At 63.6% G+C, this 18,024-nt stretch carries 18 protein-coding genes and 1 pseudogene; 8 read left to right on the top strand and 11 right to left on the bottom strand.

Annotated features, from left to right (window positions below):
- Together XH84_RS31695 and XH84_RS31690 are read right to left on the bottom strand one after the other, a co-directional pair.
- Positions 1-360: pseudogene (locus tag XH84_RS31695) on the bottom strand (DUF2147 domain-containing protein); the annotation flags it as partial.
- 244 nt (positions 361-604) lie between these two features.
- The gene (locus XH84_RS31690; protein WP_128921743.1) at positions 605-1,384 is read right to left on the bottom strand and encodes a transporter substrate-binding domain-containing protein; all 780 of its coding nucleotides are present in this window, start codon (positions 1,382-1,384) and stop codon (positions 605-607) included.
- Between the two features lie 127 nt (positions 1,385-1,511).
- On the opposite strand from XH84_RS31690, the gene XH84_RS31685 reads away from it, so the two are divergent.
- Complete coding sequence (locus tag XH84_RS31685; RefSeq protein ID WP_128922009.1) at positions 1,512-2,015, top strand: DUF1993 domain-containing protein; 504 nt, start codon at positions 1,512-1,514, stop codon at positions 2,013-2,015.
- A gap of 79 nt (positions 2,016-2,094) precedes the next feature.
- On the opposite strand, the gene XH84_RS40160 is transcribed toward XH84_RS31685, so the two are convergent.
- The 6 genes from XH84_RS40160 to XH84_RS31655 all read right to left on the bottom strand — a co-directional run bounded on the left by XH84_RS40160 (position 2,095) and on the right by XH84_RS31655 (position 8,251).
- On the bottom strand, positions 2,095-2,604 hold the full coding sequence (locus XH84_RS40160; RefSeq protein ID WP_164936546.1) for a hypothetical protein: 510 nt from the start codon (positions 2,602-2,604) through the stop codon (positions 2,095-2,097).
- Between the two features lie 170 nt (positions 2,605-2,774).
- Positions 2,775-3,764, bottom strand: coding sequence for a hydroxyacid dehydrogenase (locus XH84_RS31675; RefSeq protein WP_128921744.1), 990 nt, complete (start codon positions 3,762-3,764; stop codon positions 2,775-2,777).
- A 34-nt stretch (positions 3,765-3,798) separates the two neighbouring features.
- Positions 3,799-4,899, bottom strand: a complete 1,101-nt coding sequence (locus XH84_RS31670) for an ABC transporter ATP-binding protein (RefSeq protein ID WP_128921745.1) — start codon at positions 4,897-4,899, stop codon at positions 3,799-3,801.
- Positions 4,900-4,919: 20 nt separating this feature from the next.
- Entirely contained in the window at positions 4,920-5,831 is a 912-nt protein-coding gene (locus XH84_RS31665; RefSeq protein ID WP_025036339.1) for a carbohydrate ABC transporter permease, read from the bottom strand.
- The gene (locus XH84_RS31660; protein ID WP_128921746.1) at positions 5,831-6,769 is read right to left on the bottom strand and encodes a carbohydrate ABC transporter permease; all 939 of its coding nucleotides are present in this window, start codon (positions 6,767-6,769) and stop codon (positions 5,831-5,833) included. Before XH84_RS31660 ends, XH84_RS31665 begins: the two co-directional genes overlap by 1 nt.
- A gap of 141 nt (positions 6,770-6,910) precedes the next feature.
- Positions 6,911-8,251: an ABC transporter substrate-binding protein gene (locus XH84_RS31655; protein ID WP_128921747.1), complete on the bottom strand. Its 1,341-nt coding sequence runs from the start codon at positions 8,249-8,251 to the stop codon at positions 6,911-6,913.
- Between the two features lie 470 nt (positions 8,252-8,721).
- Here XH84_RS31655 and XH84_RS31650 point away from each other — a divergent pair, with 470 nt between their 5' ends.
- Complete coding sequence (locus tag XH84_RS31650) at positions 8,722-9,522, top strand: Spy/CpxP family protein refolding chaperone (RefSeq protein ID WP_128921748.1); 801 nt, start codon at positions 8,722-8,724, stop codon at positions 9,520-9,522.
- A 111-nt stretch (positions 9,523-9,633) separates the two neighbouring features.
- On the top strand, positions 9,634-10,011 hold the full coding sequence (locus XH84_RS31645) for a response regulator (protein WP_128921749.1): 378 nt from the start codon (positions 9,634-9,636) through the stop codon (positions 10,009-10,011).
- An 85-nt stretch (positions 10,012-10,096) separates the two neighbouring features.
- On the opposite strand, the gene XH84_RS40155 is transcribed toward XH84_RS31645, so the two are convergent.
- The 3 genes from XH84_RS40155 to glk all read right to left on the bottom strand — a co-directional run bounded on the left by XH84_RS40155 (position 10,097) and on the right by glk (position 11,735).
- Positions 10,097-10,252, bottom strand: a complete 156-nt coding sequence (locus XH84_RS40155) for a hypothetical protein (protein ID WP_164936547.1) — start codon at positions 10,250-10,252, stop codon at positions 10,097-10,099.
- A 144-nt stretch (positions 10,253-10,396) separates the two neighbouring features.
- A complete protein-coding gene (locus XH84_RS31640) occupies positions 10,397-10,600 on the bottom strand; it encodes a hypothetical protein (RefSeq protein WP_128921750.1) in 204 nt (67 codons plus the stop codon).
- Between the two features lie 148 nt (positions 10,601-10,748).
- Positions 10,749-11,735 carry a glucokinase gene (gene glk, locus XH84_RS31635; protein WP_128948527.1) on the bottom strand — a complete coding sequence of 329 codons (987 nt, stop codon included), beginning with the start codon at positions 11,733-11,735 and terminating at the stop codon, positions 10,749-10,751.
- A gap of 253 nt (positions 11,736-11,988) precedes the next feature.
- On the opposite strand from glk, the gene pncA reads away from it, so the two are divergent.
- From pncA to XH84_RS31610, 5 genes are all read left to right on the top strand, one after another.
- Positions 11,989-12,627: a bifunctional nicotinamidase/pyrazinamidase gene (gene pncA, locus XH84_RS31630; RefSeq protein WP_128921751.1), complete on the top strand. Its 639-nt coding sequence runs from the start codon at positions 11,989-11,991 to the stop codon at positions 12,625-12,627.
- A 16-nt stretch (positions 12,628-12,643) separates the two neighbouring features.
- Positions 12,644-13,759 (top strand): alpha/beta fold hydrolase, encoded by a 1,116-nt coding sequence (locus XH84_RS31625; protein ID WP_128921752.1) that lies wholly within the window; start codon positions 12,644-12,646, stop codon positions 13,757-13,759.
- Between the two features lie 140 nt (positions 13,760-13,899).
- Positions 13,900-15,933 (top strand): NAD(+) synthase, encoded by a 2,034-nt coding sequence (locus tag XH84_RS31620; RefSeq protein ID WP_128921753.1) that lies wholly within the window; start codon positions 13,900-13,902, stop codon positions 15,931-15,933.
- Positions 15,934-15,966: 33 nt separating this feature from the next.
- On the top strand, positions 15,967-16,350 hold the full coding sequence (locus tag XH84_RS31615) for a GrlR family regulatory protein (protein WP_128921754.1): 384 nt from the start codon (positions 15,967-15,969) through the stop codon (positions 16,348-16,350).
- 93 nt (positions 16,351-16,443) lie between these two features.
- Positions 16,444-17,721 (top strand): DUF1236 domain-containing protein, encoded by a 1,278-nt coding sequence (locus XH84_RS31610; protein WP_128921755.1) that lies wholly within the window; start codon positions 16,444-16,446, stop codon positions 17,719-17,721.
- Positions 17,722-18,024: the final 303 nt, after the last annotated feature.

Raw genomic sequence — 18,024 nt, 5'->3', positions numbered from 1 at the left:
CGCGGGTGCTGGAGGAGGCGCCGGTGCTGCGGGCGGCGGCAGCACGGCCGTCTCGGCCGGCGCGTTGCTGGCGGTTGCCGGCGGCGGCGCCACGGCTGCAGGGGCAGGCGCCTGCGCGGCCGGCGTTTGCGGCTCGACCGTGGCTTGCTGCGGCGGCTGCTGGCTCGGCGCCGTCTCGTTCTTCTTGGCCTTCTTCGCCTTGTTGCCCTGGCCGGTGTTGTCGTACACGCCGGGGATCTGCACCGTGCCGCGGTCGGGGTCGATGCGGATGGTGCGCCCGCCATATTCGAAGGTGTACTGCGCCTGGGCAGCTGTGCTCGCCAACAAAAGGAATGCGGCCGTGGCCAACAGCTTCCTCATTTCGCATCTCCTGAACAGATGGTCCCGCACCGACGCTTACGCATCGGTTCGATTGCAGAAAGTGATCCAGATCACTGTCACGGTATGAGTCGCCGTCCTGCGGTTCCGGGTTCAATAAGCGAGGGACCGGTCGAAAGTTGGGCCGGGACAGCGACAGGAGGACGCGGGCTGAAGCGCCGTTCCAACGCAATTGGAACGGGATTCCAGCTTCTCGCGTCACCGCGTCCTCTTGGCGCGCGACGCTCTAATCGAACCAGGCGGCGTAAATCTTCTTGTAGCTGCCGTCTTCCACGGAAATGTGCAACCATTGGTCGACGAAGGCCTTCAGCGCCATGTCGCGCTGGAGCCAGTAGGCCTTCTCGGAGAAATCGAACGGTCTTTCCGGATGCACGGCGCAGAGCACGCCGCTGTGCTGCTTCTGCTGGTAGCGCGTCTCGGAGGCGTCCGTCATCATCAGGTCGGCATTGCCCTTGGCGATCTCGTCGAAGATCACGGTGTTGTCGGGGAAGACGGTGATCTCGGCATCCTTGATGTTGGCACGCGCGAAGCGCTCGTTGGTGCCGCCGGGATTGACGATCACGCGGGTGCCCTTCTTGTCGATGTCAGCGATGCTCTGGTACTTGCCGACGTCGGCGCAGCGGGCGATCGGCGTCTTGCCCTCGCGCATGATCGGCGTCGAGAAGAAGCCCTTCTTCTGCCGGTCGAGCGTGACCGAGACGCCGCCCATCGCGATGTCGAACTGGTCGGCCTCGAAATCCTTCATCAGCTTCGGCCAGGCCGTCGGAACGAATTCGACCTTGACCCCGAGCGCCTTGCCGAGCGCCTGCGCCATGTCGACGTCGAAGCCGCTGAACTGTTGCGTCGCCTTGTCCAGATAGGTGAAGGGCTTGTAGTCGCCGGTCATGCCGACCCGCAAGGTGCCGCGCTTGACGATCTCGTCGAGCCGCGAGGGCGCCTGTTGCGCTTGGGCCGAAAAATTTGCCAACATCGCCACGGCCAAAGCCGCCAAGATTCGACCAGCCATTCGAACGATCATGTCTTCTCCACCCCTGCGCGAGCTGTCATTGTGCAGCTCTTTACGGCGTGGATTTAGACCAGACGCGAGCTTCTGGCGAGGTAGAATTGAAAGGAATCTCGACGTGACGATCTCGATGTACGAGGCCTCGGCTGGCCTGTTCGTGCCGTACTTGCGCAACCTCTCCGCGCTGCTCGACAAGGGCGTCGCCTATGCGGAGGCCCGCAAGTTCAACCCGGCGGTCCTGCTCGGCATGCGGCTCGCGCCGAACATGTACGATTTGGCACAGCAGGTCGGCGAGGCCTGCCGCCACGCCACTGTCGCGCCGGCCCTGCTGGCAGGCTGCGAGCCGGTGGCGCTGCCCGCGCTGGAGCACGACATGGCCGGGCTCCAGGCGCGCATCGCGACATCGATCGAGTTCATCGAAAGCCTGCCGCGCGCACAGATCGACGCGGCGGCGGAGCGCAATGTCTTCTTCAAGCTGAAGAACGGGACCGAGCTGCCCTTCACCGGGCGGACGCTACTGCTGACATTCAGCGTCCCGCAGTTCTTCTTCCACGTCACGACCGCCTACGACCTGTTGCGGCACGCAGGCGTCGAATTGGTGAAGCGGGACTTTCTTGGCCCGCGCGAACGCTAAAGCATGATCCGGACAAGTGCGAAGCGGTTTTCCGGAGAGATCATGCTCAAACAATAGCCTGAGGCGCGATGATCGCGCTTCAGGCTTCGCCCTTGCGCTCGTAATCGGCGAGCGAGCTGCGGCCGGCGATCTCGCTGCGCAGCAGCTCGAAGCGCTTCTGCGCCTCGTCCTCCTGGACGTCGACGAAATGCACCGCGGCCTCGCTCGTCATGGGACCGCTGACCACGGGCGCGGATTGTTCGCCGATGGTCTCGTGGACGTAGTACTGGCCGTCATCGCCGCGATGGACCGTCCATTTGAGACGGATCGCCACCATGGGGCCGGGCCCGACCTTGCTGTAGCCGTCGGCATCGGTGTGATCCGGCACCAGCGGCTGCTCTTCGACCACCGGATGCTCTTCCAGTGACGGATGCTCTTCGACAGCCGGATATTCGTCCACGACCCGATGCTCGTCGGAGTCCACGTGCTCGCGCTCTCCAGCCATCACGATCTCGGTCTCGGTCTTGCGAATGACCAGAACGGGCTCGGGGTTCTCCAGGATACTGGCGATGGTCGCCAGCGCGTGGTCGGTCGGGTCGATTTCTGACAAGGCTCCATCCTCCAGCTCGACGCGGCCGGCAAGTCTGTCCCACTGCCGCCGCGGCCGGGAACATTAGGCGCGTTTGATTAAGGCTGAGTTGGGGCTCGATCTGCGCCAAAATGGGACGCTTTCTGGCGTTCCGAAGGCGGGCGCTTCCGTCCGCCCGCCCGGGGTTCGGCTCAGCCCAGCACATCCTGATTGATCACGTTCTGCCGGATCGGATCGCCGTCCAGCACACTCAGGATGTTGCGCGCGGTCTGCTCGCTCATGCGCTGGACCGCCTCGACCGTGACGCCGGCGACATGCGGGGCGATGATGACGTTGGGCAGTGCGAACAGCGCGTTGCTGACCGGCGGCGGCTCCATCTCGAACACGTCGATGCCGGCGCCGGCGAGCTTGCCGGAGACCAGGGCGTCGTAGAGTGCGGCTTCCTTCACGATGCCGCCGCGTGCGGTGTTGATGAGATAGGATCTCGACTTCATCCGGCCGATGCGGGCCGTATCGAACAGGCCGATCGTCTCCTGCGTCTTCGGGCAGTGAATGGTGACGAAATCGGCGTGGGGCAGGGCGGCATCGAGATCGGCGACGGGCTCGCAGCCCGCGGCCTTGATCTCGGAGGCAGGCTTGTAGGGATCGTAGACCTGCACGTTCATTTCCATCGCGAGGCACCGCTTGGCGGTACGGCTGCCGATGCGGCCGAAGCCGATCACCAGCACGGTCTTGCCGTAGAGGTCGAACGGCAGCATGCCGAGCCGATCCGCCCATTTGCCGTCCCTGACGCAGGCATGCAGCTCCTGTGCGCGCTTGGCCAGCGTCAACATCATGAACAGCGCCGCTTCCGCGACCGAGGGCGAGTTTGCACTGCCCGCGACCATCAGCGGCACCTTGCGGCGGGAGAGGGCGGGCACGTCGACGGCGTCGTAGCCGACGCCGATGCGGGTCACCACCTTCATGTCCCTGGCGGCTTCGAGCTCGGTCTCACCGAAGGCGGTCGCGCCGAGCGCGACGCCATGGACCGGCGCATGGCTCTTCAGCAAGGCCTCGAAATCCCCAGCCGAGATCAGGTTCGCAAACTCGACGAGCTCGATATCGTCCCGCTGGGTAAGGAGGGCGCGTGCCCCTTGCGACAAAGTTTGCGTAACGAAAATCTTCTTCTTGTTGGTCGCCATCGTCCCCTGCCTGCGCGAGTTTCTTGAACCGGCGTCACAACACGACGCCGGTCGCCTCGTTTAGCAGGTGCATATTGTTGAGGTCCATCGCCAAACGCATGGGAGCCCCGTCCTTGGCGCCGGCATTGGGATCGACGCGGCCGCAGACCGGCGTACCGTCGAGCCCGAAATAAACCAGGGTCTCCATGCCCATCGGCTCGGTGACGTCGAGCACGGTGTCGAAGGACTCGATGCCCGGTCCGAGATGCGCGTGCGACTCGGTGAGATGCTCAGGACGGATACCGAGCAGCAGCTTCTCGGTGCGCGGCAGCGAATTGTAGCGCGCGGCGCGGGCCGGCGGCAGCGCGAAGGCGATGCGGTCGGTGAGGCGGATCTGCAGCGTGCCGCCGACCTCCTCGAGCCGGCACGGGATGAAGTTCATCGCGGGCGAGCCGATGAAGCCGGCGACGAAGCGTGTGGCGGGCTTGTGATAGAGCTCGTTCGGCGTGCCGATCTGCTCGATCCGTCCCTTGTTCATCACCACGACGCGGTCGGCCAGCGTCATCGCCTCGACCTGGTCGTGGGTGACGTAGACGGTGGTGGTGCGCACCTTCTGGTGCACCTTCTTGATCTCGATCCGCATCTGCACGCGGAGTTTCGCGTCGAGATTGGACAACGGCTCGTCGAACAGGAAGACCTTCGGATTGCGCACGATGGCCCGGCCCATCGCGACGCGCTGGCGCTGGCCGCCGGAGAGCTGCTTCGGCTTGCGGTCGATCAGGTCGGTAATGTCGAGGAGGCGGGCGGCCTCCGTCACCCGCGCCTTGATCTCGGCCTTGGGATAGTGCTTCAGGCGCAGCCCGAACGACATGTTCTCTGCGACCGTCATGTGCGGGTAGAGCGCGTAGTTCTGGAACACCATCGCGATGTCGCGATCCTTCGGCGGCACGTCGTTGACGACGTCACCGCCGATCATGATGTCGCCGTCGCTGATGTCCTCGAGGCCTGCGATCATGCGCAGCGTCGTCGACTTGCCGCAGCCGGAGGGACCGACCAGCACGATGAACTCGTGGTCGGCGATATCGAGATCGATACCGCGCACGGCTTCGACATCGTCGTAACGCTTGACTACTTTCCGCAAAGCAACGTCAGCCATCGAACTTCAGCTCCTCGCCATCAACCCTTTGTCGCACCGGCGGTCAGGCCGGCAATGTAGTAGTCCATCAGGAAAGCGTAGATGATCAGCGGCGGCGCCGCGCCGAGCAGCGCGCCGGTCATGATCTGTCCCCAGTTGAACACGTCGCCCTTGATCAGCGTCGTGATGATGCCGACCGGCAGCACGAGCTGGTCCGTGGAGGTAGTGAACACGAGCGGATAGAGGAATTGCGCCCAGGACACCGTAAAGGCGAAGATGGTCGCGGCGATCAGCCCCGGCAGCGCCACCGGAATGAAGATCCGGGTCAGGGTCTGGAACCAGGACGCTCCATCGATGATCGCGGCCTCGTCTAGCTCCTTGGGAATCGAGGCGAAGTAACCGATCATGATCCAGGTGCAGAACGGTACCGTCAGAGTCGGATAGATGAAGAGCAGCACGTACCAGCGATTGATGAGCTGGATGCCGGTCCAGTCGCCGAACAGGGCAAACACCTTGAACAACGGAATGAAGAGCAGGCTGTCCGGAATCAGGTAGGTCAGGAACACGCCGGTCGCCAGCGTGGCCGAACCCCAGAACCGCATCCGCGCAAGGGCAAATGCCGCCGGCACGCTGATCAGCATCGTGATGGTGACCACGAAGATCGAAACCAGCGCGGAATTCCAGAAAAACCGCAGGAACTGGTTTGACGTCAGCAGGCCGACATAGTTCTCGAGCGTCGGGTGGAAAACCCACCATGGATTGGTCGCCGCCGAGATTTCGGCGCTGCTCTTGAGCGAGGTGATCAGCATGTAAATCGGCGGCAGCAGCGAGAAGATCGCAAACAGCGTCAGAAAGAAGTACGACCAACGCAGCGCCCATTTGCGGTCGCGGCTCATACTTCCATACTTGACGGTGCGCGTCGGCGCGGCCTTGTCTATCGTGACTGAGCTCATCAGGCTTCATTCCCGCGCTTGTTGACATCCCGCAGGATGAATATCGCTGCGACCGCCAGGATTGGCACCATGAACAGGGAGACGCTGGCACCGAGCGGAATGTCGCTTCCTTCGATGCCGATCCTGAAGGCCCAGGTGGCGAAGATGTGGGTGTGGTCGAGCGGGCCGCCGGCGGTCAGGATTCGCACGATGTCGAAATTGGCGAAGGTCACGATCAGTGAGAACAGCGTCGTGATCGCGATGATGTTGCGCATCATTGGCAGCGTGACGTACCAGATGCGCTGCCACCAATTGGCTCCGTCGATCGCTGCGGCTTCATAGAGCTGGTCGGGCACCGATTTCAGGGACGCCAGATACATGATCATGAAGAACGGTGCGCCGTACCAGACGTTGACCAGGATGACGGAAAAGCGCGCCCAGGCGGCGTCGCCCGTCCACGGGATCGGTCCAATTCCGAGAAATGACAGCGTATAGTTGAACGCAGAGTAGGAGGGGTCGAACAGCCACAGCCATGCCAGCGTGCTCATCGCGGGCGGGATGACCCAAGGCACCAGCAGCATGCCGCGCCACTTCCGCTGGCCCTTGGCCGGAATGTTATGGACGAAGTGGGCGACAATGAACCCGATCAGCGCTTTGAACAGAACGGCGGTGATAGCGAAGATGCAGGATTGCTTGACGACCAGCCAGAACGTGTCGCGCTTGAACAGGAACTCGAAGTTTCCGAAACCGACGAATCTCTGCATCGACTTGTTGAGGGTCGCCAGATGAAGCGAGTAGAACGCAGGATAAAGCACCAGAAGTGTGATGAGAATGATCAGCGGCAGCGTCATCAGAAACGCCGCAGTCGATTTGCGTTTGAGCGCCTTTTGCAGACCAGAGCGTTTTCGCGCCGGTTGCGCTGCGCCAACCCTGTTCGGCTGCAATGCGACATCCGCCATGATGCATTTTCCTCGCGCGGTTTGGTCGGTAAACCCGACTTTTGGAAGGTTCGAGAGCCGAAGCCGTCGGCTCTCGCCAGGTGAGTGAGACGGAGGACCCGCCGCAAGCGGCCTCAGGCCGTCGCGGCGAGCCTTTCCGGCTTAGCTCCGCATGAAGCCTTCGCATTCGCCTTCGGCCCAGGCGAGGGTCTTTTCCATCGCTTCGCCCTGATGATACCGCAAGCACATCTTGGTAAGCGTGGCCTGCGCGTATATTTGCTGTGCAATCTTCGGCGGCGCTGGCGAGGCCGCAATCGACAGCGTCTGATGCTTGTAGGGGTTCGGATAGTGATAGAGCGTGCCTTTCGGCGGCCCTTCCTCCTGCCAAACCTTCAACGTCGTCAGCTTCTCATAGGCCGGTAGATCGTAGCCGCCGCTTGCGACCACCATCTTCTCGATGGCCGCGGGCTTCGACAGATGGACCAGGAGGCTCTTCGCCGCGTCCTTATTCTTCGAGAAATTCCATATGCTCCAGAAGTACGGCAGGTAGGGGGCAAAACGCCCCTTGGGTCCGGCCGGGAATCCGTGAGTCCAGCATTGCTCTGCAACCTGCGGCGCGTCGCGTTTGGCGACCGCCCAGGCACTCGGCGGATTCATGATCATCGCACCTCTGCCGGAGACCAGCCATTTATTGTTGGATGCGTCGTCCCAGGCTGCGACGTCGGGCGGCAGGAAGTTGATCAGCTTCTTGTAGAAGTCGAGTGCCTGACGAACCGCGTCGGTCTTGACGGTGAGATTGCCCTTGGCGTCAACGAGCTCGGCGCCGAACGAAAGGAAGATCGCGCCCGCCGTATCGACGTTGTCGGTGGTCTCGCCGAGGCCGATGCCGAACGGGAAGCCTGCCTTGTGACAGGCCTCGGCAGCTTTCAGGAATGTTTCCAGCGTCCAGTTGTCGGCCTTTGGTGGAGAACCGGCCGGATACATCTCCTGGACGTCGATCCCCGCGTGCTTCTTCATCAAATCGATGCGGGAGCAGGGACCCTTGATCTGACTGCCGACGCAGGCCGGAACGCCGAGCCATTTGGTCCCGACAGTGCCCAGATATTTGGCCGTGCCGTTCACCTCGCCGTTCTCCGCGATAATCGGCCCCATGATGTCGGCAACGTTCTCCAACTGCTCGGCATTGGAATGGGCCCACCACGTTGGCATCGCGAAAATATCATGGCCCGACTTTGCCTGCGCTTCGGCGGCAATGGTCAGCAGGTTCTTGTTGCCCTGGCTTGGGATGTAGTCGATGGTAACCTCGACCTTCTCCTTCGCGGCCCATTCGTTGACGAGCTCCGTCGAGGCCGAATTGGCGCCTGGCACCCAATGGTCCCAGAAGCCGATCGAGAGCTTGCCGGCGGCGTAAGCGCCCCGGACATAGGGCGCCGTGATCAGCGCCGCGGAGGACATTGCAGTGGCAGCCACAAATTGACGTCGCGTCAGTCTCTTGCGTGACATCTCGTTTCCTCGCTTGGGTGTTGTTGTTGGAGTTTCCTCTAAGACTTCTTTTCCGAGTTCTTGTTGTTCGATTTTCTTATTGATGCTGTCGGCCCAAATGGCAATTCACGAGGACCGCGGCAAATTGGTAGCGCGATCAGATCATGATTGATCGCGTCTGTCGAGAAACCCGAACGGCTCGCACATAGAACTAACGTTGTGTCCCTGGAAGGTGGGAGTGCTGTAGCGTCCGTAAGCTGCGGTCGCTTGTTTTTGCGACGCACACGTCGCGTGAACCGGCCAGGAAAGATCCGTGCGCAATTACGCCGCAGTTTCGAATAAGCCTGGATAACCGCTTCGCGCGAAAGACTTTTCGGGCGTGGACAGCCATTGGCTGCGTCTGGACCGCGATGCGGCGGAAACGATAGAGTTGCGGCGGGCCGGTTGGCTGCCGCCCCAACAGGCTATTCAGATCGACGATGGAGACGAGAATGATCAACCCGGCACCGTCAGCGCGGCTTCACATGCGGCGATGCTTCGCGCTGGGGGCCGTGCTCGCGCTGCTGCTCGGTGCCGCCGCGGTGGCCAATGCTCAAGGCTTGGTCAAAGGCGTTCAGGACGGCGCGGCGGCCGGAAACAAGGCGGCAGGTCCGGTCGGTGGTGTGCTCGGCGGCGCGATCGGCGGCGTGGTCGGCGTCTTCACCGGTGTGCTCGGCGTCAACAACAGCAATGGCGGCAATCCGCCGCCGGCGGCCAAGGAGTCCAGCAAGGACGCCAAGCAGCAGGGCGCGGCCAAGGACAAGGATGCCAAGGGAGCCAAAGCGGGCAAGGGCGCCAAGGCGAGCAAGGAGGCGAAGAACGCGCCGCAAGGCAAGGATGATCAAGGCAAGGACAATAAGGACGTCACGGTCCTGACCCAGCCCGGCGCGCCGCAGCAGACCGCCGAACAGATCGTTGCCAACAGCGATTCCTATATCGAGCGGATCAAGACCGAGCTGAACCTCACGCCCGACCAGGAGAAGCATTGGTACGGCTTCTCCAGCGCAATGCACTACCTCGGGCATAATGGTGCAGAGCGGCTCAACTTGCGGGTTGCCCGCGCCAAGCGGGATCCGCCCGACGACATTATCGAGCAGATGCGCAACGAGGCGCAGTTCCTGACCGACCGCGCTGCTGACCAGCGCAACGTCGCCGACGCCGCCGAGCCGCTCTATTCGAGCCTCGACGACAAGCAGAAGCAAGTCTTCATCCAGGAGATGGTGCGTCTGAGCCACGAGCGCGGATTGGATTGATCAAGTTGAATCGGATCGGGCGCGCCCGAATTAACGGCGCCCGCCACGAATTCGTGAATCCTCCCCGCAATTGATGTATGGTTAGCTTCGCAAGCTGACTGCGGGGTTGATATGGCGGACGGACTCTCCGTTTTCCTGGTCGAAGACGAGGCGTTGATCCGGATGATGATCGCCGACATGGTGGAGGAACTTGGCCATCACGTCGTGGCGGAAGCGGACAACGTGCGGGATGCGAGCGCGTTCGCCATGACCGCGCAATACGATATGGCCATCCTCGACATCAACCTCATGGGCGTCTACGTCGATCCCGTCGCCGACTTGATCGAACGTCGCGGTAAGCCGTTTCTGTTCGCCACCGGTTACGGACCGGAGCTACTGCCATCCTTGCTCCGGCGCAGGCCGATCCTGCGCAAGCCGATCGCAATGGATCAGCTCAAGGCGATGATCGATTCGATGTTTCCGGGAACTCCGGCTCAAGCGCCGCACTGAATGACGGCGGGGCGCCGCACTGACTGAGCCAATGACAATGGCCGCCCGTCAGGGGCGGCCATCTGGTGCAGAGTTTGTCGCGGTCTCACATCAGTCCGGCGGCGAGGTCGATGCCGTGCGCCATCAGGCCGAACGAGGCGACCAGGCCCGTGCAGCAGAACAGCAAAATGGTCTTGAAGGACGACTCGGCGAAACGCGGTTCGACGACGGCCGGCATCGCGGCAAGCGAAATCATGCTCATGTTCATTCCCCCCTTTGTTGATCCTGAATTGCATCAGGTGAGGGAACTTCTAGAGCAAACAGTTTGACATGAGATTGCGAAGCGTCGTTAACGAAACCGCAATCGAATCCCGCGGTCTCACCGGTCCGGACCGGATTGCAAGCCTCAGTTGCGGCCGTTCTTCAGCACCGTCGCAATGGTATGGGCCGTCATGGCCGCGCGGTCTGAGGCGCGCTGGGCGGCCAGCCGGTCTCGCGCCTTTTCCTCGATCAAGAGATCGATCAGGGCCAGCCGCTTGCCTTCGTCGTCCGCCTCGGTCAGCAGGCGGTGATAGCGGTGATAGTCGAAACCCAGATCCTGCTTACGCATGTCACGCCCCCGCAACTACGCCACACACACAGGCAGGATTGTTTCTCATCGGGAACACGTACGCAAGCAAGATCCCGTCGGGAGCCGCGCATGCGCGGCAATCAGCTGTGCATGACTGGAACCTTGGGCCGCAAGGACAACCGGATCCTCAACCCGCTTGGGAATCGGCAAACGTCTTCAGGCCGACGAAGCTCGCATCGGGCTTGATCACGAGCCTGGTCGGGATGTTGCGCAAATAATCCTGGAAGCGTCCCTTGGCTTCGAAGCGCGCCCTGAAGGCGGAGTCCATCAGGAACTCGGGAAAGCGCGGCACGATTCCGCCGGCGACATAGACGCCGCCGCGGGCGCCGAACGTCACCGCCAGATTGCCGGCGACCGAGCCCAGGATGGCGCAAAACATATCGAGCGTTGCCCGGCTGATGGGACAACTGCCTTCCAGGGCAGCTTTGGTGATGGCGGCGGCATCGCGGTGCGGCACCTGGGCGCCGTCAATTTCCGCCAAGGCTTCGTAGAGGTTTTGCAGTCCGGAACCCGAGAGCGCCCCACGCTCGATGGAGACGTGACCGAGGCGTTTGCGCAAGCACGCGATCACGCGTTCCTCGCGCTCGTTCTCGGCCGGCAGGGTCGCGTGTCCGGCTTCGGTGACGACGGCGAGGCGGGCACCATGGCGGTTGACCAGACAGGAAACGCCAAAGCCGGTTCCGGGTCCGACCACCAGCAACGGCTCTCCGGGCAGGCCGTCTTGTCCGCCGAGCGAGATCAAATCGGCAGGCTGCAAGGCGGGCAGCGACCAGGCGACCACCTCGAAGTCGTTCAGCTCGTGGACGCTGTCGAAGCCCAGTGCCGGTTGCAGCTCGTTGCCGTCGATGACCCAGGGGCTGTTGGTCATGACGCAGCGGTTGTTGGTGACGGGACCCGCCACGGCCAGCACGGCCCTGCGGGGCTGCTCGCCACCGGCCCGGCGCGCCAAGACGTCCGCAATGGCCTCGCGGACGGTCGGGAAGTCGGCGACCTTCACATAGTCGATCGATCCGGACTGATCGCCTTCGCCCAATTCGCTCCGGCTCAGCGCGAAGCGCGCATTGGTGCCGCCGATATCGGCGAGAAGAATCTGTCCTGTCTTGCCGATATTCATGATCTCGTGGCCGCCGCCGCCTTCCGGCCGCGGCAACCCTGTCCTCCACGCCTTCGACCCCATCCACCCGTCAGTGCGAGAATCCGCCCTCGGGTGCGCCTAGTCAACACGGACGAGGCCAAACCGTTGCATTCTGGCGGGAGTCTGATGACCAATTCGCGCAGGTGTCGCGCCGTTCCGGCGGTTGCGAAGCTGCGCGGGAAGTCCGACACTCAGGCAGCTTTGTCAGGCGCCGGCGCGCCGGGCACATCGAATGAGACTGGCGATGAAGATTTCTGACCACGACGTGCTGCTGGCGATCGACGTGCAGAACGACTTCTGCACCGGCGGAGCACTCGCCGTTCCCGGCGGTGAGAAGGTCGTCCCCGCCATCAACCGAATCGCCCAAAAATTCGCCAATGTGGTGCTGACCCAGGACTGGCATCCGCGCGACCACATTTCGTTCGCGCCGAACCATGCGGGCAAGCAGCCGTTCCAGACCATCGCGCTCGACTACGGCACCCAGGTGCTCTGGCCGACCCATTGCGTGCAAGGCACCTCCGGCGCCGACTTCCATCGCGATCTCGACATCACCCGCGCGAGCCTCGTGGTGCGCAAGGGCTTTCGCCGGGGCATCGATTCCTATTCGGCCTTGTTTGAGAACGACAAGAGGACGCCGACGGGCCTGCTCGGCTATTTGCGCGAGCGCGAGCTGAAGACCGTCTTCGTCGCCGGGCTTGCGCTGGACTTCTGCGTCCGCTTCTCGGCGGAGGATGCGCGCAAGGCCGGATTGGAGGTGGCCGTCATCGAGGACGCCTGCCGCGGCATCGATCTCGATGGCTCCGTGGCCGCGGCCCATCACAGTTTTCGCGAGCTCGGCATCTCCGTCGTCAGCCTCGAGGCGTTTCTGTAAGGACCTTGAGAACGTCATGGTGGACAAGATCGGCAAACAGCCTGGCGGACCGGATCATGCTCCTGATGAGCCGCTGCTATGGCCGTTTACGGCAGCCCGGCTCGCCATGGACGCTTGCTTCTGGTGGATCGAGCGCGGCCGGCCCGAGCAGGATGCGAGCGACCTGCCGTGGACGACGCCCAACCGCGTTGCGCTGGAGCTCGCGACGATGCGCCTGCGCGATTGCTCCCGAGAGCGATCCGGCCAGCCAGTGCTGATTTGTGCACCCTATGCGCTGCACCGGGCCTTGATCGCCGATTTCGCTCCCGGCCACAGTGTGGTCGGGTCCCTGCAAGATGGCGGCATCGACCGAATCTACCTGACCGATTGGCGGTCAGCCACACCTCACATGCGCTATCTCTCGATCGACAGCTATCTCGGCGATCTCAACGTCGCTATCGACGAGATCGGCGCGCCGGTCGATCTGGTCGGCCTGTGCCAGGGCGGCTGGCTGTCGCTGCTCTATGCGGCGCGCTTTCCGGCCAAGGTGCGGCGGTTGGTGCTGGTCGGTGCTCCCGTGGATCTGTCGATCGAGTCCCCGCTGTGCCGGCTCACCCGCAACGCGCCCGAGATGGTCTATGACCAGCTCGTCGCGCGCGGCGGTGGCAATGTCAGCGGCGGCGAGATGCTCCGCTTGTGGTCCAAGGCGCCAAACCGCGACGATATCGTGGCGGCGTTGCAGAGAGATCTGTCGGACGAGGAGGGCGCGGCACTGCTCGCGCGCTTCGAGCGCTGGGACGGGGAGACGCTCGATCTGCCGGGCGCATATTATCTGGAGGTCGTCAACCGGATCTTCCGGGAGAACCAGATCGCCGGCGGCAGCTTCAAAGCTCTTGGCCGCACGGTCGATCTGAAGGACGTCAGGGCACCGGTCTTCCTGCTCGCCGGGCTCGACGACGACGTCGTGCCGGCTGCGCAGGCGCTCGCCACAGCTGGCCTCGTCGGCACGCCGCCGGCCTTCATTGCGGCGGCCTCCGAGCCGAGCAATCACCTCGGCCTGTTCATGGGCGCGCGCACCCACGCCCATGCTTGGCCGCGGATCGCCGAATGGCTGCTCGACGATCTGTCGGGCGTGCTGGCCCGCAGCGCCTGAGCTCGTCAGGCGCGAACCGGCGGCCCTGCAAATCCGTTATGCATGACGGCTTATGGCCTGCACGGGACCCGGTCGATGGGCTACATAGGATCCGGAGCTGACGACTGCGGCAGCGAAGAGATTTAAGGGTACTGCGCTCGATGACTTTCCACTCGATCTACGCTCACGGATTTGCGCGCGTGGCGGCCTGTGTCACCACCTCCCATGTCGCCGATCCCTCGGCCAACGCGAAGGCCGTGCTGGCGGCGGCCAATGCCTGCCACGAGCAATCGGTGGCGGTCGCCGTGTTTCCAGAGTTGTGCCTGTCCGGTTATGCGATCGAAGATCTGGTCAAGCAGGACCCGCTGCTCGATGCCGTCGAGCGCGGCCTCGCGGGCCTCGTCGAAGCCTCCGCGGGACTGATGACGGTCCTGATCGTCGGCGCGCCGCTGCGCTTTGGCCATCGCATCTACAATTGCGCCGTCGTCATTCATCGCGGCAACGTTCTCGGCGTGGTGCCGAAGACCTATCTGCCGACCTATCGCGAATTCTACGAGGGTCGGCATTTCGCCTCGGGCGCCGGCATGGTCGGGGAGACGATCGCGTTCGGCAGGCTGCATGCGCCGTTTGGCGTCGACCTCCTGTTTTCGGCCGAAGACGTTCCGGGCCTCACCATCGGCGTCGAGATCTGCGAGGACATGTGGATCCCGGTAACGCCGGCCTCGGAGCTCGCACTCGCCGGCGCGAGCGTGTTGATCAATCTCTCGGGCAGCCCGATCACGATCGGGCGGGCGCGCTCGCGCGCGCTGCTGTGCCAGTCGACGTCGGCACGCTGCCTTGCGGCTTACGTCTACGCGGCAGCCGGGGCAGGGGAATCGACCACGGATCTTTCCTGGGACGGCCAGACCTCGATCTACGAGAACGGCGTGCTGCTGGCCGAGGGCGAGCGGTTCCGGCAGGGCGGTCAGATCACCACGGCCGACGTCGATCTCGATCTGCTCAGGCAGGAACGTGCGCTGATGGGCACGTTCGACGATAACCGCCGCCAGCGCGAGGCGTTTTTCCGCAAGGTGACGTTCGCCCTGAAGCCGCCCGCCGCCGACATCGGTTTCCTGCGCAAGATCGAGCGCTTCCCGTTCGTGCCGAGCGACGAAAGCCTGCTCGAGCAGGATTGCTACGAGGCCTACAACATCCAGGTCGCCGGCCTCGTGCAGCGCATGCGCGCCACCGGCACCAAGCGCGTGGTGATCGGCGTCTCAGGCGGGCTCGATTCCACGCACGCGCTGATCGTCGCCGCCAAGGCGGTCGATCTGCTTAGCCTGCCGCGCGAGAACATCCTGGCCTACACCATGCCGGGCTTTGCCACCGGCAGCGAGAGCAAGACCCATGCGCTGGCGCTGATGCAGGCGTTGCACACGAGCTGGCAGGAGCTCGACATCCGCACCACCGCAACGCAGATGCTGAAGGACATCGGCCATCCCTTCGGCCAGGGCGAGAAGCTCTACGACGTCACCTTCGAGAACGTGCAGGCGGGCCTGCGTACGGATTATCTGTTCCGGCTCGCCAACCATCACGGTGGCATCGTGATCGGAACCGGCGATCTCTCCGAGCTGGCGCTCGGCTGGTGCACCTATGGCGTCGGCGACCAGATGGCGCATTACAACGTCAATGCCGGCGTACCGAAGACGCTGATCCAACACCTGATCCGCTGGGTGATCTCGTCGAAGCAGTTCAGCGACGACGTCAACCGCACGCTGGGTGCGATCCTGGTCGCCGAAATCTCGCCCGAGCTGGTGCCGGTGGAGGCCGGCCAGAAGCCGCAGAGCACGGAAGCGTCGGTCGGTCCGTACGAGCTGCAGGATTTCAACCTGTTCTACACGCTGCGGTTCGGCATGCGCCCGTCCAAGATCGCCTTCATGGCGCAGCACGCCTGGAAGGACGTTGCCAAGGGCGCATGGCCGCCGGCCTTCCCGAGCGACCGTCGCAAGGCCTATGATCTCAAGGAGATCCGCCGCTGGCTCGAAGTGTTCCTGCGCCGCTTCTTCGCCTTCAGCCAGTTCAAGCGCTCGGCGATGCCGAACGGCCCGAAGGTTTCGGCGGGCGGTTCGCTGTCGCCGCGCGGCGACTGGCGTGCGCCGTCGGATTCGAGCGCAGCGGCATGGCTCGAGGATCTCGAACGGAACGTTCCGAACTGATCGGGGGCGGCGGACCGGTGGGGAGATGATCGGATGTCAGCGGGGGATCGGGCAGAAACCGGGGGAGAGGCCAAGGTCGTCGACGGCCTCTACATCTTCGACATCGAGATGCGCGATGGCAAGCGCGGGCAGGCGAGGGGCGTCGTCGTGCTCTGCGACGGACGCATCATGGGCGGCGACAGCTATTTTTACTACACCGGCAGCTACACGTTTCGGAACGGCAAGTGGCGCGGCGACATGATCGTCAACCAGCACACCGAAGCCGTCGGCAGGACGCTCGCATTCGGCGGCAGGGAGGTCACCTGCGGTTTCTCGGGCGACTATTCCGCCGGCGGCGCCGAGGTCGAAGGCATGGCGCTGGTCGGCAAGACCAGCGTGACATTCACGGCCCGCCTCACGCTCAAGGACGCGATGTAACTCCCGGCGTGATCGCCCCTCGTTCCTCCTCAGGAACCTTCGCACCCACAGAACGTTCGCGTTTGTTTTTGCGAATTGTCGAGGAGAGGGACCATGCGTCAACACTTGATGTTATCGACTGCGGCTATCGGACTGATGCTTGCTTCCGGCTTTGCCTACGCCCAGGCGCCCGGTGAGCGCAGAGACGAGCCGAAACGGACCGAGGAGCCGGCGAAAGGCGCTGCGCCGCAGCGCGGCGGCGCCCAAGAACGGGTTCAAGAACGTGTTCAAGAGCGCGCACAGGGCGCCCAGGAGCGACTGCAAGGCGCGGGCCGCGAGGAGAAGGGCGGCGCCGCCAAGCACGAGGCGAACGAGGACAAGCGTCAACCGGCCACGGCTTCTGAGCGCAATCAGCCGAAGGCTAAAGATCAGGCACAGGAATCTCGCGAGCCTGCGCGGGATCGCAACCGTGAAGCCGAGGGCGCGAAACCGGGACACGACAGCGGCAAGAGCAGCGCCGAGACGAAGCAGCAGAAGCAGGACAAGTCGGCGCCGCAGAAATCAGCAGCCGAGTCCGAGAAATCCAAGACCGGTCCCGCCGGTCAGCAGAACGAGCGGACTGGGGCTGCGGCCAACCAGAAAGAGCAGAATCAGGCCCAGCCGCCGCGCAATGCTGCCGAGCAGCAGCAGCCGGCGCAGCAGACCAACCGGCCAGCCACCGCAACGGACACGAGTCGGCCGGCTCCGACCAACAATGCGCAGACTGCGCCTAGCACCTCGGGCACGCAGACCAATCAAGCCAACCAGACCACCCAGACCAACACGCAGGTCAATCAGCAGGCCCAGGTGACGACCGAGAAGCAGGTGCGGATGTCCGAAACGGTAAGCCGCGCACGCCTGGCACAGCCCGAGCACAACCTGAACATCTCGATCCGGGTCGGCGAGACGATTCCGCCGCGCGTGCGTCTCTACCGGCTTCCGCCCGAGATCGTGTCGATCGAGCCGGAATATCGCGACTACGAATATTTCGCCACGGATGACGATGTCGTCATCGTGGAGCCGCGCACGCATCGCATCGTCAGTCAGGTGCCGCGCGATCCGTCGCGCGCCCGGGCGCAAATGGGCGGCAGCGCCACATCGAGCGTGGCGGCGGCCGGCGCAAGTAACGTGAACTGTCAGATCATGCGGCGTGACGCTTCGGGCAATGTCGCCCAAGCAGAACCCTCAACCATCGGCTCGACTGCGCGCTCGGATTCGCTGAGCGTGACGGTTCAGATGCCCGGCGGCGGCTCCTCAGCCCCAATTGCACTTGGCGCACCGGCGGGCAACATCGTGGTCGCAACGCAAGGGCAGGGCGACTGCACCGTGACGCTCGAGCCGCAGACACGCTAATGGAAAGCCCCCGCTGAAACGACAACGCGCCGCCCGGATGCCCCAGCCGGACGGCGCGTTGCTGCGTTCAATCTAAGAAAGTTTCGAGGCCCGGAGTGCCTAGGAGTCCGGACCTCGTCACCTTGCCCCAGCCTTCAATCCCCGCCCCATGTGGTCCCCCAACCCCGTGGTGCGCGATCAGAGGGTGATGCCCGTGGAAGTGGCCGCCGATCGATGTCCCGCGATGTACGCGAAGGTTGGTTAGGATTCCATTCCGGATCACTACGGACACGAATACCGATTGCGCTGTGTTCGTTCGGCATC

It is taken from the genome of Bradyrhizobium nanningense (genome assembly GCF_004114535.1).
GTDB classification, from domain to species: Bacteria; Pseudomonadota; Alphaproteobacteria; order Rhizobiales; family Xanthobacteraceae; genus Bradyrhizobium; species Bradyrhizobium nanningense.
This window is presented reverse-complemented; position numbering and strand designations above follow the sequence as displayed.

Coding starts and splice junctions, on each gene's coding strand:
- XH84_RS31670 (WP_128921745.1), bottom strand. CDS start 4,899: ATGGCTGACGTTGCTTTGCGGAAAGTAGTCAAGCGTTACGACGATGTC.
- XH84_RS31610 (WP_128921755.1), top strand. CDS start 16,444: ATGCGTCAACACTTGATGTTATCGACTGCGGCTATCGGACTGATGCTT.
- XH84_RS31645 (WP_128921749.1), top strand. CDS start 9,634: ATGGCGGACGGACTCTCCGTTTTCCTGGTCGAAGACGAGGCGTTGATC.
- XH84_RS40155 (WP_164936547.1), bottom strand. CDS start 10,252: ATGAGCATGATTTCGCTTGCCGCGATGCCGGCCGTCGTCGAACCGCGT.
- XH84_RS31685 (WP_128922009.1), top strand. CDS start 1,512: ATGTACGAGGCCTCGGCTGGCCTGTTCGTGCCGTACTTGCGCAACCTC.
- XH84_RS31660 (WP_128921746.1), bottom strand. CDS start 6,769: ATGGCGGATGTCGCATTGCAGCCGAACAGGGTTGGCGCAGCGCAACCG.
- glk (WP_128948527.1), bottom strand. CDS start 11,735: ATGAATATCGGCAAGACAGGACAGATTCTTCTCGCCGATATCGGCGGC.
- XH84_RS31615 (WP_128921754.1), top strand. CDS start 15,967: ATGTCAGCGGGGGATCGGGCAGAAACCGGGGGAGAGGCCAAGGTCGTC.
- XH84_RS31665 (WP_025036339.1), bottom strand. CDS start 5,831: ATGAGCTCAGTCACGATAGACAAGGCCGCGCCGACGCGCACCGTCAAG.
- XH84_RS31650 (WP_128921748.1), top strand. CDS start 8,722: ATGATCAACCCGGCACCGTCAGCGCGGCTTCACATGCGGCGATGCTTC.
- XH84_RS31620 (WP_128921753.1), top strand. CDS start 13,900: ATGACTTTCCACTCGATCTACGCTCACGGATTTGCGCGCGTGGCGGCC.
- XH84_RS31655 (WP_128921747.1), bottom strand. CDS start 8,251: ATGTCACGCAAGAGACTGACGCGACGTCAATTTGTGGCTGCCACTGCA.
- XH84_RS31640 (WP_128921750.1), bottom strand. CDS start 10,600: ATGCGTAAGCAGGATCTGGGTTTCGACTATCACCGCTATCACCGCCTG.
- XH84_RS31625 (WP_128921752.1), top strand. CDS start 12,644: ATGGTGGACAAGATCGGCAAACAGCCTGGCGGACCGGATCATGCTCCT.
- XH84_RS31690 (WP_128921743.1), bottom strand. CDS start 1,384: ATGGCTGGTCGAATCTTGGCGGCTTTGGCCGTGGCGATGTTGGCAAAT.
- pncA (WP_128921751.1), top strand. CDS start 11,989: ATGAGACTGGCGATGAAGATTTCTGACCACGACGTGCTGCTGGCGATC.
- XH84_RS31675 (WP_128921744.1), bottom strand. CDS start 3,764: ATGGCGACCAACAAGAAGAAGATTTTCGTTACGCAAACTTTGTCGCAA.